Annotated in this window: 25 protein-coding genes; 11 read left to right on the top strand and 14 right to left on the bottom strand. The window is 55.7% G+C overall.

What is annotated here, in order from left to right; genetic code table 11:
- From ACO550_RS19785 to ACO550_RS19795, 3 genes are all read right to left on the bottom strand, one after another.
- Positions 1-1008 carry a substrate-binding domain-containing protein gene (locus tag ACO550_RS19785; protein WP_315593663.1) on the bottom strand — a complete coding sequence of 336 codons (1008 nt, stop codon included), beginning with the start codon at positions 1006-1008 and terminating at the stop codon, positions 1-3.
- A 190-nt stretch (positions 1009-1198) separates the two neighbouring features.
- Positions 1199-1990, bottom strand: coding sequence for an MlaA family lipoprotein (locus ACO550_RS19790; RefSeq protein WP_485994940.1), 792 nt, complete (start codon positions 1988-1990; stop codon positions 1199-1201).
- Between the two features lie 63 nt (positions 1991-2053).
- Entirely contained in the window at positions 2054-2839 is a 786-nt protein-coding gene (locus ACO550_RS19795; RefSeq protein WP_315593664.1) for a MipA/OmpV family protein, read from the bottom strand.
- Positions 2840-3024: 185 nt separating this feature from the next.
- On the opposite strand from ACO550_RS19795, the gene ACO550_RS19800 reads away from it, so the two are divergent.
- A complete protein-coding gene (locus tag ACO550_RS19800; RefSeq protein ID WP_315593665.1) occupies positions 3025-3747 on the top strand; it encodes a response regulator transcription factor in 723 nt (240 codons plus the stop codon).
- A gap of 3 nt (positions 3748-3750) precedes the next feature.
- A complete protein-coding gene (locus tag ACO550_RS19805) occupies positions 3751-5037 on the top strand; it encodes an ATP-binding protein (RefSeq protein ID WP_315593666.1) in 1287 nt (428 codons plus the stop codon).
- Positions 5038-5114: 77 nt separating this feature from the next.
- Here ACO550_RS19805 and ACO550_RS19810 read toward each other — a convergent pair whose 3' ends face one another.
- The gene (locus ACO550_RS19810; protein WP_315593667.1) at positions 5115-5450 is read right to left on the bottom strand and encodes a hypothetical protein; all 336 of its coding nucleotides are present in this window, start codon (positions 5448-5450) and stop codon (positions 5115-5117) included.
- A gap of 1329 nt (positions 5451-6779) precedes the next feature.
- The gene (locus ACO550_RS19815; RefSeq protein ID WP_315593668.1) at positions 6780-7205 is read right to left on the bottom strand and encodes an HU family DNA-binding protein; all 426 of its coding nucleotides are present in this window, start codon (positions 7203-7205) and stop codon (positions 6780-6782) included.
- A 279-nt stretch (positions 7206-7484) separates the two neighbouring features.
- Here ACO550_RS19815 and ACO550_RS19820 point away from each other — a divergent pair, with 279 nt between their 5' ends.
- The 5 genes from ACO550_RS19820 to ACO550_RS19840 all read left to right on the top strand — a co-directional run bounded on the left by ACO550_RS19820 (position 7485) and on the right by ACO550_RS19840 (position 12849).
- Positions 7485-8204 carry a competence protein CoiA gene (locus ACO550_RS19820; protein ID WP_315593669.1) on the top strand — a complete coding sequence of 240 codons (720 nt, stop codon included), beginning with the start codon at positions 7485-7487 and terminating at the stop codon, positions 8202-8204.
- A gap of 614 nt (positions 8205-8818) precedes the next feature.
- The gene (locus ACO550_RS19825; RefSeq protein ID WP_315593670.1) at positions 8819-10162 is read left to right on the top strand and encodes a hypothetical protein; all 1344 of its coding nucleotides are present in this window, start codon (positions 8819-8821) and stop codon (positions 10160-10162) included.
- 306 nt (positions 10163-10468) lie between these two features.
- Positions 10469-11350: a hypothetical protein gene (locus tag ACO550_RS19830; RefSeq protein ID WP_315593671.1), complete on the top strand. Its 882-nt coding sequence runs from the start codon at positions 10469-10471 to the stop codon at positions 11348-11350.
- Between the two features lie 568 nt (positions 11351-11918).
- Positions 11919-12488, top strand: coding sequence for a hypothetical protein (locus tag ACO550_RS19835; protein WP_315593672.1), 570 nt, complete (start codon positions 11919-11921; stop codon positions 12486-12488).
- Between the two features lie 220 nt (positions 12489-12708).
- The gene (locus tag ACO550_RS19840; protein ID WP_164704919.1) at positions 12709-12849 is read left to right on the top strand and encodes a hypothetical protein; all 141 of its coding nucleotides are present in this window, start codon (positions 12709-12711) and stop codon (positions 12847-12849) included.
- A 157-nt stretch (positions 12850-13006) separates the two neighbouring features.
- Here ACO550_RS19840 and ACO550_RS19845 read toward each other — a convergent pair whose 3' ends face one another.
- Positions 13007-13264: a translation initiation factor 1 gene (locus ACO550_RS19845; RefSeq protein WP_315593673.1), complete on the bottom strand. Its 258-nt coding sequence runs from the start codon at positions 13262-13264 to the stop codon at positions 13007-13009.
- A 314-nt stretch (positions 13265-13578) separates the two neighbouring features.
- Here ACO550_RS19845 and ACO550_RS19850 point away from each other — a divergent pair, with 314 nt between their 5' ends.
- Together ACO550_RS19850 and ACO550_RS19855 are read left to right on the top strand one after the other, a co-directional pair.
- Positions 13579-14040 carry a lipoprotein gene (locus tag ACO550_RS19850; protein ID WP_315593674.1) on the top strand — a complete coding sequence of 154 codons (462 nt, stop codon included), beginning with the start codon at positions 13579-13581 and terminating at the stop codon, positions 14038-14040.
- Positions 14041-14054: 14 nt separating this feature from the next.
- Complete coding sequence (locus tag ACO550_RS19855) at positions 14055-14582, top strand: hypothetical protein (protein ID WP_315593675.1); 528 nt, start codon at positions 14055-14057, stop codon at positions 14580-14582.
- A 195-nt stretch (positions 14583-14777) separates the two neighbouring features.
- On the opposite strand, the gene ACO550_RS19860 is transcribed toward ACO550_RS19855, so the two are convergent.
- Both ACO550_RS19860 and ACO550_RS19865 read right to left on the bottom strand, forming a co-directional pair.
- Positions 14778-15089 (bottom strand): H-NS family nucleoid-associated regulatory protein, encoded by a 312-nt coding sequence (locus ACO550_RS19860; RefSeq protein ID WP_315593676.1) that lies wholly within the window; start codon positions 15087-15089, stop codon positions 14778-14780.
- A 143-nt stretch (positions 15090-15232) separates the two neighbouring features.
- Positions 15233-16546, bottom strand: a complete 1314-nt coding sequence (locus tag ACO550_RS19865) for an RNA-binding domain-containing protein (RefSeq protein ID WP_315593677.1) — start codon at positions 16544-16546, stop codon at positions 15233-15235.
- A 350-nt stretch (positions 16547-16896) separates the two neighbouring features.
- Here ACO550_RS19865 and ACO550_RS19870 point away from each other — a divergent pair, with 350 nt between their 5' ends.
- Together ACO550_RS19870 and ACO550_RS19875 are read left to right on the top strand one after the other, a co-directional pair.
- The gene (locus ACO550_RS19870) at positions 16897-19005 is read left to right on the top strand and encodes an AAA family ATPase (RefSeq protein ID WP_315593678.1); all 2109 of its coding nucleotides are present in this window, start codon (positions 16897-16899) and stop codon (positions 19003-19005) included.
- The gene (locus ACO550_RS19875; RefSeq protein ID WP_315593679.1) at positions 18998-19945 is read left to right on the top strand and encodes a hypothetical protein; all 948 of its coding nucleotides are present in this window, start codon (positions 18998-19000) and stop codon (positions 19943-19945) included. The genes ACO550_RS19870 and ACO550_RS19875 overlap by 8 nt, the downstream gene beginning before the upstream one ends.
- Positions 19946-20023: 78 nt before the next feature.
- Here ACO550_RS19875 and ACO550_RS19880 read toward each other — a convergent pair whose 3' ends face one another.
- The 6 genes from ACO550_RS19880 to ACO550_RS19905 form a co-directional block, all read right to left on the bottom strand.
- A complete protein-coding gene (locus tag ACO550_RS19880) occupies positions 20024-20548 on the bottom strand; it encodes an HAD domain-containing protein (RefSeq protein ID WP_315593680.1) in 525 nt (174 codons plus the stop codon).
- 844 nt (positions 20549-21392) lie between these two features.
- Positions 21393-22031, bottom strand: a complete 639-nt coding sequence (locus ACO550_RS19885; protein ID WP_315593681.1) for a hypothetical protein — start codon at positions 22029-22031, stop codon at positions 21393-21395.
- Positions 22032-22933: 902 nt separating this feature from the next.
- Positions 22934-24058 (bottom strand): ATP-binding protein, encoded by a 1125-nt coding sequence (locus ACO550_RS19890; protein WP_315593682.1) that lies wholly within the window; start codon positions 24056-24058, stop codon positions 22934-22936.
- A gap of 351 nt (positions 24059-24409) precedes the next feature.
- A complete protein-coding gene (locus ACO550_RS19895; protein WP_315593683.1) occupies positions 24410-24988 on the bottom strand; it encodes a hypothetical protein in 579 nt (192 codons plus the stop codon).
- Between the two features lie 160 nt (positions 24989-25148).
- On the bottom strand, positions 25149-25637 hold the full coding sequence (locus tag ACO550_RS19900; protein ID WP_315593684.1) for a hypothetical protein: 489 nt from the start codon (positions 25635-25637) through the stop codon (positions 25149-25151).
- Between the two features lie 326 nt (positions 25638-25963).
- Positions 25964-26473 (bottom strand): hypothetical protein, encoded by a 510-nt coding sequence (locus tag ACO550_RS19905; protein ID WP_315593685.1) that lies wholly within the window; start codon positions 26471-26473, stop codon positions 25964-25966.
- Between the last annotated feature and the right edge of the window lie 47 nt (positions 26474-26520).

Consider the following 26520-nt stretch of genomic DNA (forward strand, 5'->3'; position numbering starts at 1 on the left):
TCACAATGTCGTCCGGCGTAGCACCAAATCGTTAGGCAGGACAAAGCTTTGGGGCGGGCTGTCCCGATCCGCCATTCGCCCCTCTAGCCTCTCCACGACCTGCTCAACCATTGACCGCAAGGGCTGCTGGACCGTCGTCAGCCCAATGCAGTCCCACCTGGCCATAGGAATGTCGTCATAACCAACTACCCACATGTCTTCTGGCACGCGGCGTCCGCACCGTTTCGCGGCATCGAGCACACCGATTGCGACGATGTCGTTCGTACAAAAAACGCTGTCGATAGTCGGTTGTTGAGACAACAGCGTCTGCATAGCTCGGAAGCCGAAGTCGTATCCAAAGTCGGCAGCGTCGGCACGAGTGAACACGGGCGGATCTTCCGCCTGACCCAAACCGTCCATGAAACCGCGCTCACGGTCTCGAATTGTGCTTGCGCGAGAACTTCTACTAGACTTCGCCGAAACAAGCGCAATATGCTTTCGACCGGCAGCGATGAAGTATTCTGCGACCCGCTTGCCGCCGGCGTAGTTGTCACTGACAACCGTGTCGAAAAGATCGCTCCCAACGGAGCGGTTAATCAGAATGATTGGCTTCTCCGCGGCCAGTCGGCCAAGCAACTCTTTTGATTCGTCCAGCGCTGCGGCAAAAACGACACCATCAGTCGCGCTTTCAGCAAGCGCACGTACGGTTGAATCATCCATTGCACCGTCCACCTCCCACACCGTTGTGCGAAAGCCGCGGGTCGCCAGTTGCTCTACCAATAGTTGTAGCAAGAGCGGATAGAGCGGGTTCGACAGACTAGCTACCACGACGGCAACGGTTCCGCTGCGTCTGGTCTTCATTTGTCGAGCGGCCGCGCTAGGCGAATACTCATGGTCCTGTATGACCTTTAGAACGCGAGCTTTGGTCTCAGGCTTCACTGTTGGCAAATCTTGCAGGACCCGGGAAACAGTGGTTTGAGACACTCCCGCCAGGCGGGCAATGTCAATGCTGGTAAGCCTTTTGCTCATCGTGCGATCAAAGTCTACGGCGTGTTATAGGGGAGTGCGCCACGATTCTAATCGAACACGCCGACCCACCCATGCTTCGCCGCCCACATCTGCGCGACACGGTCGCATACCCAAAGTCAGAATGAATCTGTGCGGAAAGTTGCTGATCCATGGCTGGTCCCTATGGACATGAGCGCAAGGGACTACGGGCTTACTCCGCAATGTCGGCATTGCGCCGAGTCATCCATCGGTCACGTACGAAGACATAGTCGTCGGGCATCGATTCGCGGACCTTGTCCATTGGCATAGCGCGTGTGCGGGCGTCGGCCAGCTTCAGTACCGTAATTGCGTTTGTAATAGCGCCGTTGTCCACGTATGAGGTAGGCGATGCCTTTGAGTCGCCGAATATGGAGACAGTATCCCGGACGGTACGAGGCCCAAACAACGGAAGAACAAGGTACCGGGAATCGGTCCAACCCCAAACTGCCAACGTTTGCCCCAGATCTTCCTTGTGAGCAGGTAACCCAATACTCTTCGCCGGGTCGAACACTCCTCCGATGCCGACGGTCGTGTTCACCACAAATCGGCTAAGACTCTCAGCAGCGCCTAGCGGCCTTCCCTGCAATAACTGGTTCGCGGCGGTCCCTGGCTCACCAAGGTTCCCAAGAAAGCGTGACACTCCTGCCTGGACGGCGGTTGGCGTCACCCAATCGTATGCGACCGCTAGTGGTCGTATGAGAAACTTGTCGGCATATGAGTTGAATCGGTGCATTGGGCGATTGAACCCTTCCCAAGGATCATTGATTTCTGCCGCCTTGGGCTCCGAACCACCCTCCGTAGATGCTACTTCTCTTCTTTCTTGACCGCTGGCCCCTGGAAAGGCCTGGTTGGCCGCCACTCCGTTCGTCGGCGCCTCCTTTGGCATCGAACCCGCGCAGGCGCCGAGTAATGGAAGAAACGCTGATATAAGACTAGCGCGACAGAGCATGTTTCTTACCTCCATTTTTGAAGTGTGTTCGAGTTTCTCGACAGCAGCCGTTCGAGCTGCTTTGCCTATTGCTGGCCGTCAGAATGAGTAGATAAGTCCGACGCCTCCCGAGTAGTTCAGCGATCGCTTCACGATGGGGCTGTCCTTGGCATCGCCTAGAAGTTGCGACACACCTGCCGCTGCTCTAACGGTCCAATTGCGAGACACTGTGTGGGAGTAGATTGCCGAGACAGTCGCAGACTGAATGCCTCCGCTCGGCGAGTAAGTAGCGAACCCCGATTGCTGGGATTGCAGAGGCGTAACGCCAAAGTAGGTCTGCGTGTTCTTCCGCGATCCAAAGTTGACACTCGGAACAACGGTGACAGTGTTTGCATCTCGCGCGTAGACCGGGAATACAAGCTTTGCCGTACCAGACCAGCCACGCTCGGTGTTGGTCATCGGCAGCAGGATGGTCACGCTAGCTTCGGTGGCACTCCACAGTCGGGCCCCGACAGTGAACCCGCCAAGAATGGAACCCTTGATTTTTCCCATCCCAGCGAGCTCGTCGGAGCCAGGCTGGGCGTAGCGGTTATAGTCGGCTCGTCCGGGATCGTAGGTAACAGCAGCTGTCGCAAAAATCCGATTGCTGAAGGCGTGCGAGTAGCCCGCGCCGCCTTTGGTGGGGTCGATAAAGAACCCGTTGCCGAAGTCGGCCCTGAAACCGGGCATCACAGCGAAGGCCGTTGAGTCGCTTCCCGCATATCTCGGCGTAGCGATGGCATCGAGCGATATCGAGTACGAAGACTCTCGCGCTTGTGCGGTTGGAGTCGCAAGCCAAGCGGCCGAGATCAGTAGGCCAAAAAGTAGTTGAAAGTTGACGCGCACAGTAGGCTCCTTTGATGGAGCGCAGTCTGGCGTTTCTCAGGGCCGGCAGGTGTTTGAAAACTGTCCGAAAGATGTGCTCAATTGTGCAAAAGTGTGACGGCACCCTTGGGAGGCATTCCGCGTGCACAGAACCCTCGTACACTATCGCGTCCCTTCTGAACGAAGGCGAGTGAGCGATACAGAGGATGGAAATGGTCAAGGTGCTATTGGTCGAGGATGATGACAGGCTGTCGTCTCTCATTAGCGAGTACCTCAGCGGGTATGACTTCAGTGTCGAGGTCGTTCGCCGGGGCGACATCGCTGCAGACGCTGTGCGTCAGCACAAACCCTCCGTTGTCATACTCGACCTTATGCTTCCCGTGATGAACGGCCTAGACGTTTGCAGAAGCATTCGCACGTTTTCGCGCATACCCATACTTATCCTGACCGCTCGAACGGATACTTACGACCACGTCGCCGGACTGGAGATGGGAGCCGACGACTACGTTGTAAAGCCAATAGAACCGCGAGTCCTGGTCGCTCGTGTACGTGCGCTACTAAGAAGAAGTTCCGTTGACTCCGCAACCTCGAGCTCTCCTGCGAAGACTCGCGAGGAATCCTTGAAGTTTGGCTCGCTCGAGATTTCTCCCTTGGACCGCACTGTAGTGTGGCAAGGGCAACCGGTCGAACTCAAAACCGCCGAATACAACCTGCTAGTGATACTAGCCAGAGCGGCCGGCAAGGTTCTCAGCCGAGACGATATTCTTCGACAGCTGCGGGGGATTGAGTTCGACGGTCTGGATCGATCCGTCGACAGTGGTATCTCCAGGCTCCGACGCCGCTTCTCAGACACGTCCCATGAGCCTCAGAAGATCAAAACAATCTGGGGCCGAGGTTATCTGTTCAGCCCTTCGTCCTGGGAGGAGTGAGTCATGTACCGCCCAATCTTCAGGTTGTACCTGATGATCCTGATTGCTGCCGCCTTGACGATGTTTGCCATGAGCGAATCTTTTGTCTGGATCTTTCACGACACCATTACCGAGGGACATCGGGAGAACCGCAAGGGCTATGTTTATCTCCTCCAGCAGTATGTCGAGCATGCGAAACAGGAAGGTACTACTCAGGAGTCGATCGCGCGCCTCAACCACCACGCGCTTGAGAAATTCAGCATCGTCGACCCTCAGACGATTTCGGGTCTCAGCGAACGGCAAGTCAAAGATCTGGCAGCGGGAAATTTGGTCCTCAAACCGAATGGCGAGGACTACTACGTACCTTTGAAGGACGGTGTCGTGCTGCAAATGGTCGTGGACGACGTCAATTACTCAGGCATCAAGGCAATCGCCCTGTCCCTGGTCGCTCTTGCCACCTTACTTCCCATCATCTATTGGATTTGGCTGCACTGGCGCGACCTTGGGAAGCTAGAGGATTCTGCCCGACGCTTTGGTGCTGGCGACCTGAACACGAGAGCCAAGCTTCATCCAAACTCCAACATCGCGACATTGGCTCTGCAGTTCAATAGCATGGCCGAGCGGATCCAAGGCTCAATCACCCACCAGCGGGAGATGATGAACGGCATATCGCATGAGCTGAAGACTCCGATTGCACGACTTCAGTTTGGCATCGCGTTGTTGCAGAGTCAGATGGCAACCGAGAAGAGCTCCCGTCGCCTCCAGGCTCTCCTCGGAGACGTCAGAGAACTCGACGAGTTGGTGAGCGAGATACTGGAACTAAGTCGCCTAGAGCAGGACGCTTCATACGTCGCCTTGATGACCGTCGACGTGCAAGAATGGTTGGACAGCGTCGTCGCGAGCGTTGTCCACGATGCAGCAGAAAGGAACATCGAACTGCATGTCGACACCGAAACGGCTCCGGACGAACTCGTTTGTGATCCTCGTTTGGTCGCGAGAGCCTTATTGAACTTAATGCGCAATGCCTGTAGGTATGCGGCTAGACAAGTCGCCGTTCATGCTGAAGCCACTCCTCTGGGCGGCCTACGTCTTGTTGTTGAGGATGACGGACCTGGCATTCCCGAAGAGGATCGTGGCAGGGTGTTCGAGCCCTTTGTTCGCGTGGATACGAGTCGCGATCGTGAAACTGGACGCTTCGGATTGGGGCTGGCAATCGCTCGCAGAATCGCGATGGTGCACGAAGGTAGCGTTGAAGTTGGCGATGCCACCATAGGCGGCGCTCGTTTTTCGATCGAGCTTCCGGCCCGGTAAAGTAAAAAGAGCCGTTCTGAGAAGGCGTCCAGAATGCGGCCTCGCACAGTCCGACGCCGCCCGGCAACCGACGACGCCTAGAGTTCGTGCTTGCGCCTCAAGTGCTCCAGGAGTTCAGCTGAGCGCTTTGCAACAGGGCCGGCACCATCTTCGGCCGACATCGATTCGTGCCGCGTGGCCTCTCCGACCTGCAACCCAAGATAGATGGGTGCAATCACTTGGAATGGCTGACCTCCCGGGAAGGTTACCTCGAGGCATTCATGACCCTCTTCGTCCGGATCGGGCACCGCCTGGACCACGACACCGGTCAAGGCGCAGATCACTTTGTTTTCGATTTGCGAGTCCTGCAGCGCCGCGTAGAACTGCGGCAACTGAGCAAGTGCGTCAATGTAGCGTTCGCTTTTGGTTCTCATCTTTGACCCTGTCGGTTGTTATGGCTGTCCCCGCCCGGTTACGCTGAGCAAGTCTTCGTCGATTTGCTCAACGTCCCATCGTTGCAGACAAACTTCCCGCCACTGCAATGCGAAACGCCTCCCTTGCTACCTGAACACGGTTTGCGGCCCTTGGCATAGGCGGCGCTGCTGAACATCAGGAAACACACCAGAACTGCAGAAGCAAATTTGTGCATGTAGTTTGACCTGTACGGGAAAGGCCATAAGTCTCCTCACCCAGGGCCGTGGCGAAAACCCTTCGCGAGTAGGGCTGGATTCCACGCCTGCGCAGTCTGGATGGGCATAGCGGCGTTCCCGCGGCAAGACCTCTTTAGGCAACCAGGGAGTTCAACGTAGGCTGGGAACACATATTGAAAATGCGAGCGAGCGCAACTGCGACTAAGAACATGCCATCACATATCCCGAAAACGCGCGACCAGCTGCGGCGTTCTTCGTCGTTATAACTAGGTCATATTTCTAACCCGTCGGTTATCTCGATAAAGTATCACCATCAGCCGATTATGACCCTCTCGAGAACGTATACAAGTAGGTCACACGTCGGCCGACCACAATGGCGACCCGGCGGGAGGGCCGTGCCTTTCAAGCGAGAAGGCTTCGGTGGTGACCGCTCCATTGGTCGGCTTGATACGGCAGCGATGGAGGGAGACTGGTATCTGTGGGGGAAGAGCTGAGACGACCAGCACGGGGGCGAAGATAGCCCGTGGCTTGAAATGACTGTCGGAACTGTCCTGCCTGGATAGTGGAAGGAGCCGACATCTCGGATGCTGCAGGGGGCCTTCGGCTGTCCCTTTCATACCTCAAGAAAGATATCCTCCCAAAAGCATAGCGTCTCTGTGAGTGAGGATATGTCTAGGGTTATTCCTTTGAATTGCTAAGCTAGAGATCGTTACTGGAATAACCTTCGTAGATATCCGCGATCCAGATATTGCGCTTGTTTTGCGTGCATGTTGCCCGCTTCGCGGTCGGCAGCCAGGGTGCAGAGGTTGATGACGAGCAGCTGCTTCCTTGCGCCGCTCGGGTCCCATAGCGAGCCTCGGGTGGGGGGTTTCGAATCCCTTCTTTTCGGGTCCGAGATCCAAGCCTCGGGTCTCGGATGCTGTGTTGCCATCGCGAAAAGTGAGCTCTCCGGTCATAGCCTGGGCGCCCCCTTCACCGGGGTGGGGAGTCAAGCCCTAGCTGCCCCCGTGTTGGTCCGCTTCTGACTCCGCTCTATCGCTAGAGATTCGCTCCGCGAAAGCAAAAAGGGAAGCTTTGCGCTTCCCCTTCTTGCATTCTGGCGAGCCCTTGAACTTACAGGGCAGCGTCCTTCAGCTTCTTCAACGGGCGAACCTTGACCTTCACGGATGCCGGCTTGGCAGCGAACCACTGTTCCTGGCCCGTGAACGGATTCTTGCCGAAGCGCTTCTTCGTTGCTGGCACTTGGATGGCCGAGACCTTGAAAAGGCCCGGCAGCGTGAATTCGCCAGCACCCTTCTTGTGAATCGAGCTCACGATGGTGTTTTCGAGGTGCGACAGCACCGTTTGCACGGTCTTCTTGTCCAGCTCAGTCTGGACAACCAGGTGGGCCAGCAGGCTCGACTTGTTGAACGTATCCTTCAGCGGCTTTGCAGCCGGAGCTGCGGCTGCCGCCTTCTTCGCTACGGGTGCAGCCTTCTTTGCCGGTGCTGCCACTTTCTTTGCCGCAGTCTTCGGGGCGGCCGTCTTCTTCGTTGCCATATGGCTCCTATTACAGGATACCGGCACAATTGCCGGAATCCGCGCAGCATAGCGAAGATATGAGCTGGCCCGCAATGGGGAGAGGCAGCAGAATGTTGCAGCCGGCTTCTTGGCTGCCGTGCAGATGGTGTTCACAGCGACATGGAGTAACGCCCCTGGTTGCCCTCCCGACGTTTGACCTACCGAAAGCTTTATCCGTCCGGCAAAGCTAAGCGATTCTGCCTTTTTTGCGGAACCATGCTTTCGCGAATGCCAAGACAACCCTCAGGCGCTACGAACATGAAATTCTCAATCGTGAATAAAGATCGCCGCGAGGCCGCTCCTGGCCTTATTGGAGCATGCCCGATGTGCGCAGGTCCGATGGTCGCTAAGTGCGGAGAAATGAGAGTATGGCATTGGGCTCACAAATCTCGGCGCGCTTGCGATCCGTGGTGGGAACGCGAGGGCGAATGGCATAGAGCGTGGAAGAATGAGTTTCCCGGGAGCTGGCAAGAAGTTATGCACAGGGCCGAAAACGGCGAGAAGCACATAGCCGATGTGACGACAGACAGCGGTTGGACCATCGAATTTCAGCACTCCTTCCTCAACCCTGAAGAGCGTCGATCCCGCAATGCTTTCTATCAACAACTTATCTGGATAGTTGATGGATCCAGACGAAAGATGGACCGAAAGCGATTCAATGACGCATGGAATCACGGGCTACCGCTTGCTTCAAATTCTCCCGTGCGCAGAGTTCCCAGTGACATGTGCCCACTACTTCGAGAATGGGTGAACACTGGTGCCCCAGTCCTCTTAGATTTTGGAGATGACACGCCACTATGGTGGCTGCTGGCCAAGGGATCAGGCGGCTACGCATATGTCGCACCATTCTCGAAAGCGGATTTTTTGGCTATCCATCTCGACGGCACCGCAAAAATCGCGGGCGACTTTCAATCATTCGTGAACGAACTTGACCGCCTTGTTGCGAGCTACGAAAGCCACCTCCGTGCTCGGCGCTAACATCACCCTCACGGATGCCAGCTCAGCGGCAAACAAACGATACTGAAAACTCCTCAACGTTGTCCGGTGGGTCATCGGAGGAGCAAACTCCGTGCGATACCCCCTATAGGGAGGGCATTGGTCTGCGCGGGCATGAAAGCAACTGAGAAACCATAACTTCCGCGACCTATTTCCATACCTACCCGCTCGACAAGGGCGGGTCCACAACCCCCACGCACAAGCTTCCGCGCCATCTGCACCGCCCCAGCACGCGAGTTGCCTTTACAAATTGCTACATATACCGAAAAATGCGCTCAAAGCCGATATAGCGACATTTAGGACAAATTCTGCAGCGACGGCGACACGGGAGTATCACTTGGGCCTCGAACATACAACCATTACCCATGCATGCCGGCATCGGTTCCCACCACGTCCCCGGACGAGGGTGAGCCTCATGGCTCTCCGCTGCGGCCCAGATCAATAGCGGGAGAGTCTACTGTGTTCACGACTCCCTACGGTCCGTTTGATGGGAATAGCTGGGAAAGGCTCTGCCAACTCGTCCTCAAGCGCAAATTCGCTGCGGATGGCTATTTGAACATCCCTGTCACACCCGGGGACTATGGCCTGGAAGAGTCGTGAAACGTACCGTTTTTTATTCCTGGCAGTCGGACTTAGCGGCGCGCTCCAATCGAAATTTGATTGAGGACAGCCTTAAGCGCGCTATCCGGGCCATTGCTCGTGATGAAGATGCTGGGGTAGAGCCTGTATTGGACCGCGACACCGCGAATCTAGTTGGAACTCCCGACATCGCTCAAAGCATTCTTGCCAAGATCGCCACCGCCGACATCTTTGTGGCTGACGTGAGTATTGTCGGCAGTCTCCGGCAAGGTCGCCCCACTCCCAACCCAAACGTGTTGATCGAGCTTGGCTACGCCGTGGCCGAGCTCGGCTGGGACAACGTGGTGCTTGTGATGAACGGCGTTCACGGTGGCCCCGACCAGCTGCCGTTTGATTTGCGGGGAAGAAGAACGGTGGTCTACGAGATGCGCGACGATGAGGCACCCGCTGAGGCACGCGGCTCGCTGCAGGGGCGGCTCGAAGCGTGCTTGCGGGGTACCTTGAGCACCGGTCTAGCCCACAATCTGCCCAAAGGTCCGGATGCGTCATTGTGGTGGGGATGGTGGAGTTTCGACCCTGCACCCACGGCGAGGAGCCGGGTTTTTATTCGAGAGGTAGGGCCCAGCGGATTTCTTTTTGAGCTTGACGTGTTCAATGGCGCTCATCATGGCCGGATCAGGTCGTACGCTCGCATCCTCTCTACCGATCTCGCTTACTGTCGGCTGCCAAATGGCCCCGGGAAGCCTGACGGTGAGCTCGTCTTTCGACGCGGCTGGCGGCAGGGTGTTAGAACGATTTCAATCGAAGAGGTAGCCCGATGTTCCTATTGGGGAGGGATGCGCGCGCACTTCGGCGGCGAGTTCCGATGGGAGCCTGAGCCGTGGTTCGAGCGTGGATATATCAATGAACTAGAACTTGCTAGGCTTTATTGTCTGGTTGGAGAGAATATCAACACGCTTAGGGAATGCACTGCGGACATGTCGGAGGAGCTATCTCCCGACGATGAACTAGTCCGTGTGATTCGTGGCGGCGTGGCTGGCTTGTACACCATCATGGAGAGCATTGTCATGCTCGACGACGCTGGTCGCATGTGGATTGCATACATCGATGGAGAGCTGGTCCGGTACTTTACAAACGTCCAACAAGACAGGCGTCGACTTCCCGCAGCCATCGACGTTTGGCGGGAGAACTTCCAAAATAAGGAAGTAAAGTATTGTGAGTCCATCAGGACAGTACCGCCAATAGGCAATGAGCACCTCAATGCGCCCCCAGACAGTACCGGAGACCTGCCCATATTGACGAAGCCGGTATCGCCAAAATGGTGGCAGAGAGTGAAATGGCTACTCAATCATCTCCGTTGAACGTAGTGGTTTGTCGAAAGCTGGAGTTTTCTGTCGCTGTTACCGCCATCGGCAAGAACATGGTGTCCAACTTGAGGCAGCCAAGGAATTGATGGTGGACCGCAGTCCCGTCCGCGTACTTCGTCTGGCCTATTCCGCGCGCTGCTCAATTTGCTCGCACCCCTTTTACCTCCAAGACGGTGGCAAGTACTTCTCAGGGAGTCCGGTCGGAAGATGCGAGATCCGGCTGGGCATATCTACTCGTTCGATTGGCATACCTGGGTCGGCAAGCCATTGCGCTAGTGAGCGACACGTATGGAAGACGCAATGCAACCCGCACAGCAATCACTCCTAGACCAGGTCCTGCGAAAGGTCGGAAGAAACCTGCTGCTGAATCAAGAGCTGGAGCACATACTGAAGGCCATCCTCAGCTGCGCTAGGATTGAGGGCACCATCGCAGATGCTCCAATTCGGCTTGCTAAGCGGCAGGCTCGCCTTACCACCACGTCGATGGGTGAATTGCAGCGCCAGTTGCGCAAAGAGCTTTTTGCGCCAGAGGAAGACAAATCAAACGCTGGCCCATCTGACCCTACGCAGATATGGATCAGCACAAGCATCCGACTCGAGCCTGCTGATAAGGAAACACTGGAGGCAGAGCTCGAGGCATTAACGGATGAGCGCAACGACCTTGCTCATCATTTCCTGGACCGGTGGAATCCTGGCTCTGCATCCGCGATGGAAGAGGTCTCTTCTCAGTTGGACGCACAACGAGACAAGATCCTCGCAATGCGCGAACGCCTCAGGTCGATGCACGGCACAGTGACTGAGATGATGAGGACAGTTGCTGACTTTTGGCAATCGCGCGAAGGTATTGCGACGCTGGAACTGGGTTTCCTACAGAGCAGCCGGATGATTGAGCTTCTCGGCGAAATCGCTGCCACGCCGCAGCGTGCCGATGGGTGGACCGACCTGTCTTACGCGGCGGGTATTGCGCACAGTATGGAGCCTGACGCATTTGCAAATCGCAAGGCACGCTATGGCGAACACAGCGTGAAAGCACTCATCATCAAGTCCGAGCTCTTCGAGGTCATCGAGGAAGTGCTGCCACAGGGGACGCGCACGTTAATGCGCAACCGACCTGCCCTAGGCGGCCAGGACGTTCACCTACAAAGGCCGACGTTCCACCCTAGCGAACTGAATCGTTATTAACACTGTATTAAACGTTGTTAATATCAGCTCAACTTCGCAAACCTGGGACACGCGAGGCGACCGACGCACTCCGCAAACTTAGTCTTAAACAACCAAGTAGAGTTGCGTCGCATGTTGCCGTCGAGAAAATGCGAAAAAGTCGCGAGCGCTGAATCCGACGGAACATGCTTGTAACGTTTCGGGCAACTCTTCGGAAACTCGTTCGGCCCGTACCTTGGTTCGTACCACCATCTCGCTGTTCAGCCGATATCGTGGTGTATCGATATCGCTTGATGTGATCCTTAAATCATTTATAAGTTGCTAAGCGATCTGCTAAACAACTTGCTAACGTTTCGCTCGATCGTTTCAGTAGAAGTTCTACTAAACACTCTCACGCCAAACTCTCGCGGAACTCACGTGACGGCTTGCGCACCGAGAAAAAACGGGTACAATGTGCCTGAAATGACGAAACCCCCGCGGGCCTTGGACAGCAGAGCGGGGGTTTCAAGAACTACGGACTACAGTGGCAGGCACTTTTAACCAGCTGAGGCTGGCCCTGCTTCTATGCAACACGAACTTGGAGAAGCCCGTGTCGACGGCCAAAAGTATACAAGCTTACATCCCCTTCGTAAAGGATCAGGTCGCGCACCAGGAGCAGCAAGCTGCACGCGCAACCGCGAAAGGTGACGAAAAGCGCGCACAGTCCTACCTCTCCCGGGCGGCCATGTTCCGGCAGATGGCTGCGGACTTTGAGGCACTGGAGGCCGCTACGGCTGCCCCAGCCAATCTCGAAGCATCCCTCCGCCTTACCCCCGACGACCTGCGCGACCTTCCTGAAGAGCTGATGCAGCAGCTGAGCATCAGCGAAGCCGACAAGCGCGATTTCCTGATCATAGAGCTCATCGACGACCTCGGGGGCATCGCATCCCTAGATCAGATCCTGGTTGCCCTTTTCCGCAAAAACGGCGAAATCGAGAAGCGCAATAAGCTCAACGCGCGCCTCTATCGTATGTCCAGCAAGGGCAGCATCTTCCAGTACCCGGATAAAAAGGGCGTGTACACCACGTCGTATGTTGCAGGTGGCCAGACGGGCGAGGCAGAGGAAGAGCCGGAGATGCTGAGCAACCCCGAAGACGAATCTAACGCTGACCTAGCTTAACAGCCGAGAAGGGTGGAGCGATGAAGAGAAGAAGCGAAGCCCCCCGGTAAAACCGCCGCCGGCGGGGCAAAAGAAAGGCCCTAACAACCATGATCTCTTGCAGGAGGAAGGTTGTTAGGGCCGTGGCGGACCACTTTGGTGCGATTGGATACACATTCCCCAATCCGAGCCGGATCCGCATGTTGACGCATGCGGCAACCCCGGGAAAGGAGGTATTGAAATGGAACAGTTGAAATTCAACTTCCCCATCCCTGACGGCTATACGGTCAAGTTCGTGGCGTATATCACCGTCAAGGGCGGCAAGCGGCTGTACGCTAAGGCGTACGGCAAGCGCGCTTGGCCGATCCTGGTGAAGCTCTAAGGAGCCCCGCCAGCTGGTATCCAGTCACACCGTTTCTCAACTTTAGCGGACCGGGCGCGAGTTTACAACACCTGGGGTCAATCCGCGCAATTAGTAGGGGTAATTTCTTACCGTCAGTTGGGGGAGACTACGGCGCCAGCCGCACCTCCTGTCCGAGCTAGCTCGCGAACGGTGAGGCGCCAAATTTCAGGCGCAGCGACTCGATAAGCGCTTCATCTGCACTCAGCTTCGTTTCCTCAAAAGTACGTTCCAGCGGCGAGAACGACGACGATACGTGTTCGGTGCGGCAGATGGTGAGCACGGCGTCCGGAGGGACCGGTCGGTGCTCTACAGGGCCAAAATCCCACTTTTCACTGCCCGGAACCCAGCCCTCCGGTGTGAGATGCATCTCTTTCCATTCATGACTCGCCGACATGTCGTGATCTCCTGAGAGTACAAATCAGCGTAACCTCATCAGTACTCCCCCGGCAACGCCCGGGCGGAAAAGTGCGCCAAAGCAACAGTGACAACGCCAGCCCGCCCAACGCGCTATGGCTTTCCATTAGCGGTCTCTTGCCTGCTACGACTGGCCCGGCGTTGATACTGCAGCGGCAGCTTGCTTTGCCCCGCAACAATAAAGATCGACCGAAGGCCGGACACGTCGAACCCTAAAGTTCGTCGGATTACTGTCGACAGGAGGTATGCCAGCGTCTACCGCTGGAGAACACATCTGCAACCCGTGGAGATTGAATGCGCAAGCTTCTCCTTGCAACCACCTTAATTTTTGGCCTGGCAGGGTGCTCTGACAAGCCAGCGGTATTCACAGCGACTCACCAGTTCGGAGGCCAGGACGTTGGGGTTACCGTCAGAATGACCCTGAATGACTTCTCAGACAATGACCGAAAGGAAGGCGACGGTCTGATCGAGATCGTCAAGAAACCTGGAACACCTTGGGCCGGAAGCGAAGGGGCATTTCCGATAACTTGGAGTGCCTCGGACCACAATGGTAATCCGTTGACTCCAGGCAGGCCATTTAGGGTTGTGGTCCCGGGCAAGATGGACGCATTCAAGATGGACGTGCACCCAATCAATATGACGATCCATGGGGTGGGCGCAACCGAGGCTTACTATTGTCCCGAATGTGAACTGCTTCGTAGCGGCGCAGGCCTCGGTGTTCTTCCGAGTGTCTTCCTGAGGACTGAGACAAGGTGACTAACTAATCCGCCATGACTGAAACCCTTGTCAACACCGTTGGACAAAGCTTGGTCGCTATCGGGCTGTACACGGTCGCCTTCGAATCAATGGTCCTGACGTTTCGAGCTCAGATGCAAGGCTACCTTCTGACGAACGACCCGCTCTCCCTTCCCGCCTTCAAAAAAGCATGCGAGACAGCAGACAAGACTTTCAAATTTTGCGTACCCACTGTCGTAAAGGCTAGTATTCTGAGTCAAGAGGAAGTTGATTCCTTGGTCGACGTTCGCAAGCGTCGAAACAAAATGGCGCACGAAGGATACAACGCAATGCTCAGTCTCACTGTCGAAGACATTGAAGACGACGTTACGAAAATGTTTGCAATAAGTCGAAGGGTTGAGCAATGGCGACAAGCCGTTACCAAGCAGAATCCTGATGGCAGCACGCCCTTCTCGATCGCCCCCAGTATCTTTGGCTTGTATCTCACAGCAGCTCAAGAACTTGCTCGTACCAAACTCCAAACTGAATTTGGGAGTGGCGCCGCACTTGAGAATAGCGGCTGACGAGACAGCCGAGCCATCCGCCCAGAGATCAAATGCCGTTGAAAGCAATCTCCCAACTCGCTACTTAAGTCGCTCGGCAGGACATGGCGTGCCCGCCGGCGACAACCCAACGATGCTCGATTCGAACTTCGTGCGCCGCAGGCGTGGAAGCATAGGTGCTAGCGCCCCGAACGCAAGAGGCCAACTACAAGCCGACTATTCTGCAATAAGAAATCTGTTCGGGTTCTTTCCCAGCCATGCTGGTGCCCTTCCGCGACCCGACCACGTCTTACCAGTCTTCGGATCGAAATACTTCGGAGGCAACGGCTCCTTGGCAGCCTTCACGGATCCGCTGCCAGCCGGTCGACCTCGACGTCGCTTACCTTGAATGTCCTCCACAGAGAGGCCGTATTGCTCCATCAGAGCGCGGATTTGGCCAATAACGTTTGCCAGTTCAGTCGCCCGGACTTCCGAGATTTGAGCGTCCAGAGCTTCCTTCTGAGCAAGTAACTGTTTATACGTTGCCATACATATTCTCCGTCGACTTCCTGTTGGTAGTTATGCGAACAGCGGACTCTTTCCAATCTGCCCACGGAAGCTAGCGTAGCACGTCGCTACGTGCGCTTCACTCCCATTCGCCGATCAGCTATATTTCGACAAAATCGAACTGTCTAGGGTCCGAAATCCGGATCCACACCTAACCGTCTGACTAGTTCCTGCTGCAACTCAAGAATTGAAAGTCTTCTCTTACCGCCATCGGTCTTGACGTACACCTCTTGACCGCCTGTGGCGAACAGCAGCGTACGTCTCGTCGCAGGAATTCTAACCTCCACAACGTAGAGGTCCTCGACTATCGCACGTCCATTACTTACTTGGTGAAGATAAATGCGGTACGCTGACGGGGCAATCGGAGGAACAATTTGATGCAGACGTTCAGTGACGATGCGCCTCAGTTCGTCACACTCCTGTGGATTCAATTCCACGCCAACAATTGCTCGATCGTGGTCGCGTATTCCCCAAAAAATGGCTCCTTCTTGTTCGTGTCCCGCGTTCATGAAGGCGACTGCATACTGGTCGACAACACCCTTAATCGAGCCCAGGGGGTTCCCTCCCTTGACTTCCTTTAGTTCGCATGTGCGATCTTCCTGGCGCGGGAATGTAGCCCACTGTACCCAGTGGTCTTTTGGGCGTGCCTTTAGATTCGGTCGACGAATTTCAAAATGTGATTCGTATCGTGCCAGCGAGGTAATTCGCTGAGGTGATGTTGCGGGGAGAGACACGACATGATGCCGCTCCCGCCTTAGATTGTCGACATGTGTCGCGAAGACTATTACCTGCGTCTCCCCTGCCATCACATCAAGAAGACGGGTCAACAGTGGTACATAGTTCTCGGGCCAACGCCACGTCCAATCGTCGATCAGCATCGGCAATTTCAAGCGTGCGCGCCGACGAGCTACGAACTGCTTGACTAGTTCCAGTGCAGCGCGCTGCCCCCCCGAACCAGTATTGACTCTTTCAAAAATTCCACACTCACGGAATTGGAGCCACAGCGGGTCTCTGAGTATTGAATCTGGAATAAATGGCTCGACGTCCGATAGACGAGAAGGCGTCATGTTAGTCTTTCGACCAGCAATGATAAGCTCCTGTCCTTCTGGAGCCGACAATTCCGCCATTATCTCAATAGACAGAGGAGGAGGAGTCTTTGAAACCACGACCTTGCGATTTTCATCCTGGGAAACGGAGAGCCTAATATCCTCAACCCGACTTCCATCCTCCACGACCAATTCCACTTGGGATGGTCCAGTGCCACCCTCGTTGATTACTATAGCCGGCCTACCAACGATAGCCGCTACCATAGCACCTGCGAGCTCGGTTTTTCCCGTAGCACTCGCACCGACTACCCAGTTAACCACTCCAGGAGTGAAGCGGTACTCAGCATCAAAAAACGGCCCAAAATTCTTGATTGTGACTTTTGAAAAATTCATAAATCCGATTCTAATGCGGCCAAGTCAATACGCCACTGATGAATACAATCCCGCCGGGCTGGATAATATACCGAGGCAGTTGTCGATTCGCCTATCAAAGCATAAACCCCCACGAATGGGGGGCGCGAGGATCCTATCTGGGAGAGGCTACGGTGTAATCGCCCTTCACTTTAAGCACTACATACCGGACGCCTTGGTACGTACTTACGGCTGCGGGAATAGGCTCATTGAAGGTAAAGTGTGCTGTGCATTCAGGATAGAACTTACCGAAGCGCTGCCAGGCTTCACAACACGTAGTCGAATCCACTGCTCAACTTTCGAAAAATTTTAAAATAAGGTTAAGATAATAAATGATTAAGATTGACCGATCTACAGTCCCATCACCTTGGCCATTAGACAGTGGCGATGCTACGGAAAGATTCAAAGCCGCCGCCGCATTTTTTGAGGTGAAGGAGATTAATCGAAAACAAAAACGTTTCAACTTCGGGCTTCAGTTTGCTCAACCAGAACTTCAATCCCACTTACACGATCTTTTCAAAGACAAATGCGCTTACTGCGAAAGTTATATTTTTTCTGAGAAAAGAGGAACGCCATTTCTCGACCGTTTCCGTCCGACTTCGGGTGCGATCGGTATTGACGGCCATGTCACGGTCGATGCGTATTGGTGGCTGGCGTATGAGTGGGATAACATGTACGCATGTTGCGTCCATTGCAATCGAGCAAAGGGCAGCCGATTCCCTATCGAAGGCAAGCGTGCCAGGCCTGGAACGCGAGGACAGGCACTTGATGCCGAAAAATCGTTCCTTGTTGACCCCTGTAGAGATGATCCCGACGAGCACCTACTTTTTCATCCAAACGGGCATGTAATCGGGGTATCAGAAAAGGGTCGTATAACTATACAAGTATTCAATCTAAACCGCGATGAATTAGTCCAGCGACGTATGAAAGAAGCTCACGATTTCGAGCTGCTTGAATTGTACGGACTTGCAGAAAATGAGGAGGTTTCACCCAGTTCCTTAGATAGCTCAAAAGAGTTCGCAGCGTTGCGTCGCCAAATGACACGCGATCACGCACAGAAAGTTGATTCAGCTTTGGTGAAAAAAGCAGCGGAACGGGAACAAGAAATCGAGAACAAGGAATTCCGCGACCTTAGTCTTGCAGATCCGATTAGAGCCCGCAGGGCTCTCGCACGAACGCGGTATATCGAATCCATTAGGCTTATTAACGTAGGTATTCATGAGCGAACCGAAATCCAGGTCGCGTCCACTGAGTCGGCCGGGGCGCCGTGGACCGTTCTGCTAGGCGAAAACGGAGTCGGTAAGAGTACCGTGCTCAAGGCGATTGCGTTCGTTCTTGCGGGAGAGAGCCGTTGGAACGCTCTGGGCGAGTTTGCGGAAGCACTGCTTCCTCGTAGGACGTCGGCGAAAGGCCGCGTCGGCGAGATTGCTCTCAAGCTTTCCGATGGCCAAGAACTCTCCATGAAGATCAATGCGAACGCCGAGAGAATCGAAACTAATGCGTCAGCTCCCAAGCTCTATCTCTTGGGCTTCGGTTCGACTCGACTACCTCCAAATAAGGTCCATCAACCGCCCGCCGAAGAGCCATACTCACGACTATTGAACCTTTTCGATCCGTTTGCACCTCTTGGCGACGCTATTGCGTGGCTGGTGTCGCTCCCCCCATTGCAGTTCGAGCGAGCGGGGAGAACCCTGCGAGCATTGTTGGATCTTCCTGACGAAACGCACTTCTCAAGAAAGGGAAAATCCGTCTTTCTGGTAAATGAGAACTTCCAGCAAGATGTCGCAACATTGTCTGACGGATACCAGACCATCATTGGCATCGGCTGTGACATCATGTCCGTTCTATTGGCACCTGGGCTACCGATGGAATATGCTGAAGGCATTGTGCTGATCGACGAAATCGGCAACCACCTGCATCCAACTTGGCGGATGCGACTTGTTGACGCTCTCAAGACTGCCTTCCCCAGGGTGCAGTTCATCGCGACTACCCATGAACCGCTCTGCCTGCGTGGATTGGAGAATGATGAAGTCGCTGTTCTCATGAAGGACAGCAAACACAGGGTGCATCTAGTAGATAGTCTTCCGCCCATTCGGGGCTTGCTCGTCGATCAGCTTCTTTCTTCGCCCCACTTTGGCCTCCGGAGCACTATTGATCCTAAATTCGCCAAGGTGTTGGACGAGTATTACGAGTTAATTTCGAAGACCGATCCGACCGAGAACGAACTCGAGCGAATTAAGCTCCTCGAACCAGAAGTATGCAACTTGCGCCTCGTCGGCGACAGCCCAAGAGAACAGGTGTTACTTCGGACGATTGATTCATACTTGGCAAGTGCGGAAGCGTCTCTGGAAGCTATTGATCCCGCACAACTTCCTGAGGACCTGGAAAGTGAGCTGTTCTCTCTCTTACAGGCATCAGAACCGGACGTCTCCAATGATTAAAGTACCAAGGACTATTGCGGCACCGGCAGACTTGGTCAAGCTAGCTGCCGTTGAATTGGCAGAGTCGATTTCGCATTATTCCGACCCGGAAAGTAAGGAAGTTGCCTTTGACGGATACAAGGCCTATCAACACAAGTCGGTCAAGGCAGCCTTGAACAAGCTGTTCAACGAAAAGTGCGCCTACTGTGAGATGGATTACGGCGGAGCCCCACTGGATGTGGAGCACTTTCGACCGAAGTCTGCTGTTGTCGAGTTGCATCCGACCACCTTCAAACGGGTAAAAAGGGCACCGGTCATTAAACCTGGGTACTACTGGCTCGCAGCGGAATGGACAAACTTGCTACCGTCTTGTATCGACTGCAATCGCCCTCGAACGCAAGCGTTTCCTGATGAAGCCGACGCCGTCAGCGGCAAGAGCAACTACTTTCCGTTGGTTCACGGGACCGCCCGCCCCCTGGACCGTACCATCGACATTGAACAGCAAGAGCAAAGGCTGTTGTTGGATCCTTGTCGCGATGAGCCCGGGAGACACTTGGAGTTCGGGCGCAAGGGAACAATTCGCGCAAAGCACACCCCAGGGGGACCTGATCAGAAGGGTGCAGCCTCCATAGAGGTTTACGGGCTGCAGCGCGAGGCACTCGTTCGGAAGCGAGAAGCTACGCAGATCGCGCTTCGATGGAGGATTTACGAAGTAAATCGTGCGGCAAAGTTGCTTGTAGTAGATCCACAGAACACAGGGGCGAGACGGACTCTGCGACGCATCATCAATGAGATTGAAACGCTCTATCTGGCCAAGGAGAAGCCTTTTCTAGCAATGTGCCGCCAGATAGTTCGCGAGGGAATCGGCGCACATCTACGAGCCAGGGCAATTGCGGTCCATGCTGAGCAAGGCGAAGTACGGGAAGTGGCAAACCGGAATGCGGCTCAGTTGCCTGGATAGCTTCCTTGCACGTTCCGGTGCGCTCTTGCTGCGCGACTGGGGAAGACAACAGAGGCGGGACAACACACAGAAGGAGCGTTATTCGCCAAACTCGCGCTGCAGTTTCGTTTTGAGTTCTTGGAGTACAGCGCTTGCTGCGATGCCGAAGATGGAGTTCGTGCGAACAACGTGGTCGGATGTCCAATCTGGCCACCCCTCAGGGCAGTCGTCGACCGCAACCCACGCCACCGGATTCCGACGATGAACATCAAGCAGAACCTGCTCTGGCCGCGACTTGCTCTGGAACCAAGCTTTGCGCATTTCCCGTCGATGGAAGGTTCCACCAATGCAGCGCTCCTGCAGTGTCGGCGAAAGTCTCGCCTCGGCATGATCGTACCCGCCCTTGATGAGCAGCCAGGAGGTGGATAGCACAATCTTCACGTCTGGATAGGGAGCTAGCATCTCGTCCAGCAGGGGTACATGCTCAAACAGGCTGTGACCTGGATGATGCAGCAGCTCGATGCCGCTCCTCGTTCGGTACGCGGAGTCAGGGTGCAAAACGCCATCGAAGTCGAGATAGAGAACCTGTAGCGGTTGGACCGACGATGTCTCTGCTTGCGTCACGGCCACAGCGTCATCCCCAGATGCGCGCCGCGTGCCCCTGACTGCCAATACTTCACCACATGCATGCTCGTCTCCCCTTCATGACGGAGAGATTATGTGGACCGGCAATCGTCGCGGCAACGCTCAATGCCCTCTTTGGGCTGCCACCATCTACAACCGGCAGGGTTGTGCCGATTACGTGAATATTTTTGCAACCGACGTTGCGAACGCCATACACTGCGCTCCCGCTGTCACGCAGGAGAGTCGCTGTAGCGACGCCCATCTATGCTCAAAGTCACCGTGGAAGTAGTTGGCCCAGCCGACATTGGCTCTGGAAGGAAGGTTGCTACGGCCTACATACGTAGGCTCGACCGTAGCGCAGTGTCCGACTATGTCGTCCGCCTCAGCGAACCGCCTTTCGCTGATGGGCAGGAAAGGACCCTACACGCTTACCCTCGATTCGCAGCGTCCGTATTTGACCTGGTGGCCCGTGCATTAGCAGTAGGATTGACTGGAACCGAAGAGTTGCCGCCGCGACCTCAAGTGCCGAGCGTCCCAATTCATCAGTCGGGAGACACCAGGTACGTCCGCCTTTCGGAGATCCCTGAGCCAGCAGCGACGTACTTCCGCAAGCGCATTGAGTTCTCGACGTGTCCAGTTATCGACGAAGACCCCGAACCGACGCAATGCGCTTACGCGTCGGACTGGCTTGCCTTCCTGGGCAGTCGGCGGTAATGCAATCCCACCGGCGCGCGAAGCTCTGAGACACCCCCGCGCCATCGCTGCCCCCCTGCCTAATGGCCTTGCTGCAGAGCGTCCCTAAAAAAGAATGCGCGTCCTTGAAGGCCGCGCATTGAAGATGCTTTTAAGCGTATGTCCCTTCTTCGATGCTCGCCTTCGCGACTTGGTGGACGACATCCTTCGCCCATTCCGTCACAAGCGCGTTCACAAATACATGGCGCAGCGGCACGCCAGAAATATCGCTGGTAGCTTCCGTCTGCAATTTTCCGCTGGCAACCAAGCTGAGGAGCTGGCCCGTTGTGCTTGCGCTAGGAACGACGTTCGCGCCACGCCGGAACACTTCATTGCGCAGTGGTCCGTGCGGTGCATTGACGACGCCTAGTGTCGCGTCCCAAGTTTTGCCGTTCTCCATGTAAAACATGAACGGAAAACGCCCCACCGTCCGCCACGCGTCAATAGCCGCCCACATCACCGGGTCGACCATGTCGGCCAACCAGTAGAACTGCAAATCCCCCATCTGGAAGCGGATGCTCTGCAGCTTGCTCCCATCCTCGAGGTCGATACTCCCGAAGCCGACATTGGTGCGTTCATATGACGAGCCGAACAGGTGCCGGTCCTTCTGCCGGATGGGGCACGTCAGCACAGGAAGGCTGCCAGGCAGGCCTCGCGCTTGCTTGAACCTTGCTCCGACCGAATCCAGAGCATGCAATTGCCCTACCCGCACAGCGTTCGGGCCAAAGCCCGTAATGAAGTTCGTGTCCATCTCTAATGTCCTGCTGAAATTGTGACAAGGATTGCGCGCTCTAGTCAAACGCGGCAGATGGAGTCCCTGTGGTGCGGAGCACCGTCGTGGATGTCTGCCATCTGCAATCCCGTATAGCGCCAAAACTCCTGCATCTAACATGACCGAGTGTGCGACAGGCCCCGCCCTTCATGACGGGGGAGGATAGCGCATCCAGTGCGGCTTTCGGCATCGCTATACGTGAGTATGATTCTCACACTGCGATGCCGACTGAAGGACAAGCACCGTGCCTGGCTGAACGCCCAGGCGCGGGAGGCAAACTTCGTCTGGAACTATGCTGCCAAAACATCCTCGCCCGCGGGCGTGCGGGTCTGGCGGCAGGAACCCTTGCCCCTCAAGGCGAGGAAGACGTCAACCGGAATCACCTGGATTCAGAGAGTTCCAAGATACAAATGGCAGAATCCTAAGGCAGGAATTCGAGGTGCGTTTCGTGGCGGTGGAGGTATGCGCGGCCTCGCCCTCATGAGACAACTACCTCGATGAGCCACGCGTCAACATCAGCTCGACGCCATCGGAGCGGAAAGCGAGACCCAAGATGGGCGGGCGGTGGCAAGGTTTGAGGCTGGCTCCGGATGCGCCGGAGGATTGTGGCGGTGGTGACCTTGAGGATAGCGGCAAGGTCGTGGGCGTCCAGGTAGGAGGTCGATGCCGAATGCATCCTGAGTATAGCGACGCCTATCGGCACTTGTGGCAGCGTTGGCGCAAAGGTCGCAGCCTCGGTGGTTCAGAGACTGCTGGCCATTTCGGCGGCCAACCGGCAGGTGGACCCCGCCCCGCAGCGGTCATCAGTGCAGTGAATGCGAATGGCCGCAAAGCGGCCATTTTGCGTCAGTAGTGCAAGCTTGCCGATTGTTCCAGCTCTATTAGCCGGCTCTCCGGTCTCGCGGAAGGCTCACTTTGAAAACGGTTTGGTGTTCGTCGGAGAACGCCTGAATTTTCCCTTCATGTGCTCTCGCAATTTCGCTGGCAATGTAGAGTCCGAGCCCAATGCCCCCGGTTTTATCATCCTCTTGCCGTGGACCGCGACTCAGCGGATCAAATATCCGCGTCAGCGTTACGGGGTCAATGGCCGGGCCGCTGTTGGTAACGGTCAGTTCAACATCTGCTCCGTTACCCGATACAGCAACACAAACAGGTTGGTCTGCAGACCCATACCGCAGCGCATTGATTACCAGATTGGACAACAGTTGTCGAAGGCGACAGCCATCCCAAACGCCCACCAGATTGCCAGTTATCTCCAACTCAATCAGATGGTCCGGATGGGCACCTCTCAATTGGTCAACACCGTCGCCGATCACGCGAGTGAGGTCCGTATCATCCGGTGCGATGTCGATGCCCAAGCCAAGTTTTGCCCGGTTAAAGTCGTTCAAATCATCGAGAAGGGCATTCATGCTGGCAGTGCTTCGCTCGAGCCGGTCGGCGGCTTCGGAGATGTCTACCCCAACGTTTAGCATTGTGAGATATGCGGCGGTCATCTGAATGGTTTGCAGAGGGCCACGCAGGTCGTGGCCCAACATTCCGAGCAGCAGGTTGCGAGATTCCTCTATCTCGGCCTCGAAGAAATCGACCGACTCTGCCACCGCCTGATCAATCGCTTCGTTGAATCGCATCAGATCGTCCAGGTCTGCAGCGATTAGTTGGAAGTCGTCTATCCAGAGACGCAACACACTTGCACGTAAAGCCCGGTACTCCGCCACCATCTGATTGATGTTAAAACCCCGGCGCGCGCGCATGAGGGCGTGCGTTTGGGCTGCTGTCTCCGGCGCACCAGGCGGCGTGGGAGCCCGCCCGAGAGACTTTTCGCGCTGCTCATGCCGTGTTTGCGGGGTCGCCAAATCCTTGGCAATGGCCTGCAGAATCTGCGGGGCGTGATCACGAAGTGCGAGCGGAGTCATATTTTCCGCAGCGGGAAGGAGCGTGCTGGCGAACGACTCCCACTCTCTCAGGATGCGTCCCATGTCCCGCAAAATGAAATCAGCTAGCCGCATGTCTTTCAGTTTCGATGAACGTCGCACCTGAAGCGTAACATTCTGGCAGCACAGGTCCAGACAGGGCGTGCGCTACCGAACTTCATCCTCCATTCGGAATAGCCCATGTACCCGGGAGGGCGCGCTGGCCGCAGAAGAAGTCAGCTCCATCATACCGCCAGAGTGGATGGCGGAAACGGACTCCACTACAGTCGTCCAAGGGTTGCATATATATAGAGGCCGAGATGAATCGGAAGGCGCCCGGCCATATCGTCATCGCTACAAGCACGTATCTGGCAGCACCGCAGCAAGTCGTTCCGACCTGCCTGCCACGGGCAGACATTGCATCGTCGAAATCTCTATTCGTTTGACTCAAAACTCCTTTGGACTGAGCACGACCTTGAGCCTCTTGGCTCCTTCTGGCGTTGGCAACGAAGGGACGCGATTCGACATCATTGGATATGCCTCTGGATGGCGCTTTACATACTCCACCATGCTATCCCACGGTTCTGGCACGACGCCGACATTCCGGTAGTTGACCAGCCCGTCAGGAGTCGGCGGAAGGTCGGGAATCTCGGGAGCATAGAATCGATACGCCCATGCTCCGCCTTGCTCAACGCCAATCACAACAGGCAAATACTTCCCTTCCTTCCACATGTGGAGGTCTTCCCAAACCTCGCGGTCCCTCGCATCCGCAAGCCAGCGCAGCTTCAGCTCGCCAACCGAGAATGTCATCTCGAGGATGGGATGGTCGCCGAGCTGCAGGCTTCCAAAAGTCAGGGTAGCGGGCGAGAAATCCTCTGGCAGGTTAGCCAGGTCGGATGTGGCCACGGGGCATGTCAATGCGCCAACGTAAGGTGGCAGTCCTTCCGGCATCTCCGGCTTGCGCCAGAAATTCCCGAAGAGGTTGAATTGCACCACGGCATGCACACCGTTTCCGAAATCGTTCATTTGTTTTGCGTTGTTGGATTGCGAGCCACGCGAAGTGCTGGCTCGCCCAGGCATCGAGCCTGTCTATGAGTGTAGGTTCGCGGCGACATCATGATTTGGCACGCCGGCGAGATAGGAAGTGAGCGCAGCAGGTCGCTGCGCTCGAGAGATGCCAGTAGCGTTACGGGATTTGCCAGTCGACGTGGCGATACAGCAAGCCGTCATGCAGGACATGCCCAAACGCGCATCGCGCCCACCAGAAGGTCAGATAGAAAAGAGGTTCGTCCTCGAACTTGCGAGCGCGATCCTCCCAGGCATCGAAATCTGCAATCAGCTTCTGCGCCACTGCCGGACCGATGGGAGAGCATCCAAAGCTTCGATGAAGAATCTCGTAGAACGGCCCACCCGGGGCATTGTTGTCCTCGTTCTCTTCGTCATAGCCGACGAGCCGGGCAAGCGCGGCGTCCCACTCGAGAAAATCGCCATAAAAGAGCTTGTATTCGAAGCGTTGCTCGTACGTGTACAACGCATCGCAAAGATACTCAGGCCGGAGATTCGGATAGGTTCGGTGCGACATATCAAGGCTCGTGATGAGCTCGACGTTTGACCTGTCCTTGGCCGTCACCGGGTCGACCTCGTAGGTGAACGGGTCTGGCTTTTTCTCCAGCAACTTCAGGCCTCGCAATACCCTATAAACGTACATTTCCACTCCTGCATAGAACCTAGATGGTGAGCGCTCCAGGTGATGCGCTCACGCAGCTCCGATTGGGCTGCAGAGGGTATAGGTCGAAATGGAGTAGATGACTGACGCGAAAGTGGATCGTAAGGTGAGGGAATCCTCGCCGCAGAAACCGTCGGTCGGAAATTGCGCCGCTGGGAAGGAAGTTTTCCTCGCGCCGACCGCTGGAAGAATATCTGTGAAAGCGTGCGATTATCGACGGCTCCGCGGTCGCGACAGGAGACTGCGTGCTCCACCATTGCAACGCCCATCGCCTCTCAGGCTTCTACCCAGTTCATTTGAACCGCCCCGCCATCCGCGGCGTGACCAAAGCAGCAACGCAGCCACCAGAATGCGAGGTAGAACTCTGCGTCAGCGAATTCTTTGGCACGCGCATCCCACGTATCGAACTCACCAAGGAGCCTGAGGGCAGTCTTCGGCCCAAGCGTGGCAGAGGACATCTTCGGATGCAGAAGTTCGCGGAACGGCGTTTCCGCGCTCAGCTCAGCGCCTGCGTTTCGGTCGACTCCGACCATCTTGGCAAGCACGTCGTGCCAATCTCGCCCCTCGCAACCGATGGCGAGGGAATATCGAAGGTAGCGACCATACTCGTACACCGCTTTGCGCTTGAACTCAGTTGTCAGATCGTTGGCTTCTGACACGTACAGAAAGTTACTGCGATATTGGCCCTTCGCCTTGTCGAAAACGAAGGCGTAAGAATCCAAAGATATGTCTTCACGGAGCGTGAGGTAATTGAAGACGTCGTAGACAGGGAAAGCGTAGTTCATCGGAAGCAGACTGGATGCGGCGGCCCGACTGCGTGACAGCGCATCCG

Source organism: Cupriavidus sp. (assembly GCF_057315035.1).

Bases quoted from the DNA above. Each gene is read 5' to 3' on its own strand.
- ACO550_RS19885 (WP_315593681.1), bottom strand. From the start codon at position 22,031: ATGGACACGAACTTCATTACGGGCTTTGGCCCGAACGCTGTGCGGGTA.
- ACO550_RS19820 (WP_315593669.1), top strand. From the start codon at position 7,485: ATGAAATTCTCAATCGTGAATAAAGATCGCCGCGAGGCCGCTCCTGGC.
- ACO550_RS19905 (WP_315593685.1), bottom strand. From the start codon at position 26,473: ATGAACTACGCTTTCCCTGTCTACGACGTCTTCAATTACCTCACGCTC.
- ACO550_RS19805 (WP_315593666.1), top strand. From the start codon at position 3,751: ATGTACCGCCCAATCTTCAGGTTGTACCTGATGATCCTGATTGCTGCC.
- ACO550_RS19785 (WP_315593663.1), bottom strand. From the start codon at position 1,008: ATGAGCAAAAGGCTTACCAGCATTGACATTGCCCGCCTGGCGGGAGTG.
- ACO550_RS19800 (WP_315593665.1), top strand. From the start codon at position 3,025: ATGGAAATGGTCAAGGTGCTATTGGTCGAGGATGATGACAGGCTGTCG.
- ACO550_RS19895 (WP_315593683.1), bottom strand. From the start codon at position 24,988: ATGAACGATTTCGGAAACGGTGTGCATGCCGTGGTGCAATTCAACCTC.
- ACO550_RS19840 (WP_164704919.1), top strand. From the start codon at position 12,709: ATGGAACAGTTGAAATTCAACTTCCCCATCCCTGACGGCTATACGGTC.
- ACO550_RS19830 (WP_315593671.1), top strand. From the start codon at position 10,469: ATGCAACCCGCACAGCAATCACTCCTAGACCAGGTCCTGCGAAAGGTC.
- ACO550_RS19815 (WP_315593668.1), bottom strand. From the start codon at position 7,205: ATGGCAACGAAGAAGACGGCCGCCCCGAAGACTGCGGCAAAGAAAGTG.
- ACO550_RS19810 (WP_315593667.1), bottom strand. From the start codon at position 5,450: ATGAGAACCAAAAGCGAACGCTACATTGACGCACTTGCTCAGTTGCCG.
- ACO550_RS19865 (WP_315593677.1), bottom strand. From the start codon at position 16,546: ATGAATTTTTCAAAAGTCACAATCAAGAATTTTGGGCCGTTTTTTGAT.
- ACO550_RS19790 (WP_485994940.1), bottom strand. From the start codon at position 1,990: ATGGAGGTAAGAAACATGCTCTGTCGCGCTAGTCTTATATCAGCGTTT.
- ACO550_RS19855 (WP_315593675.1), top strand. From the start codon at position 14,055: ATGACTGAAACCCTTGTCAACACCGTTGGACAAAGCTTGGTCGCTATC.
- ACO550_RS19875 (WP_315593679.1), top strand. From the start codon at position 18,998: ATGATTAAAGTACCAAGGACTATTGCGGCACCGGCAGACTTGGTCAAG.
- ACO550_RS19890 (WP_315593682.1), bottom strand. From the start codon at position 24,058: ATGCGGCTAGCTGATTTCATTTTGCGGGACATGGGACGCATCCTGAGA.
- ACO550_RS19870 (WP_315593678.1), top strand. From the start codon at position 16,897: ATGATTAAGATTGACCGATCTACAGTCCCATCACCTTGGCCATTAGAC.
- ACO550_RS19845 (WP_315593673.1), bottom strand. From the start codon at position 13,264: ATGTCGGCGAGTCATGAATGGAAAGAGATGCATCTCACACCGGAGGGC.
- ACO550_RS19850 (WP_315593674.1), top strand. From the start codon at position 13,579: ATGCGCAAGCTTCTCCTTGCAACCACCTTAATTTTTGGCCTGGCAGGG.
- ACO550_RS19860 (WP_315593676.1), bottom strand. From the start codon at position 15,089: ATGGCAACGTATAAACAGTTACTTGCTCAGAAGGAAGCTCTGGACGCT.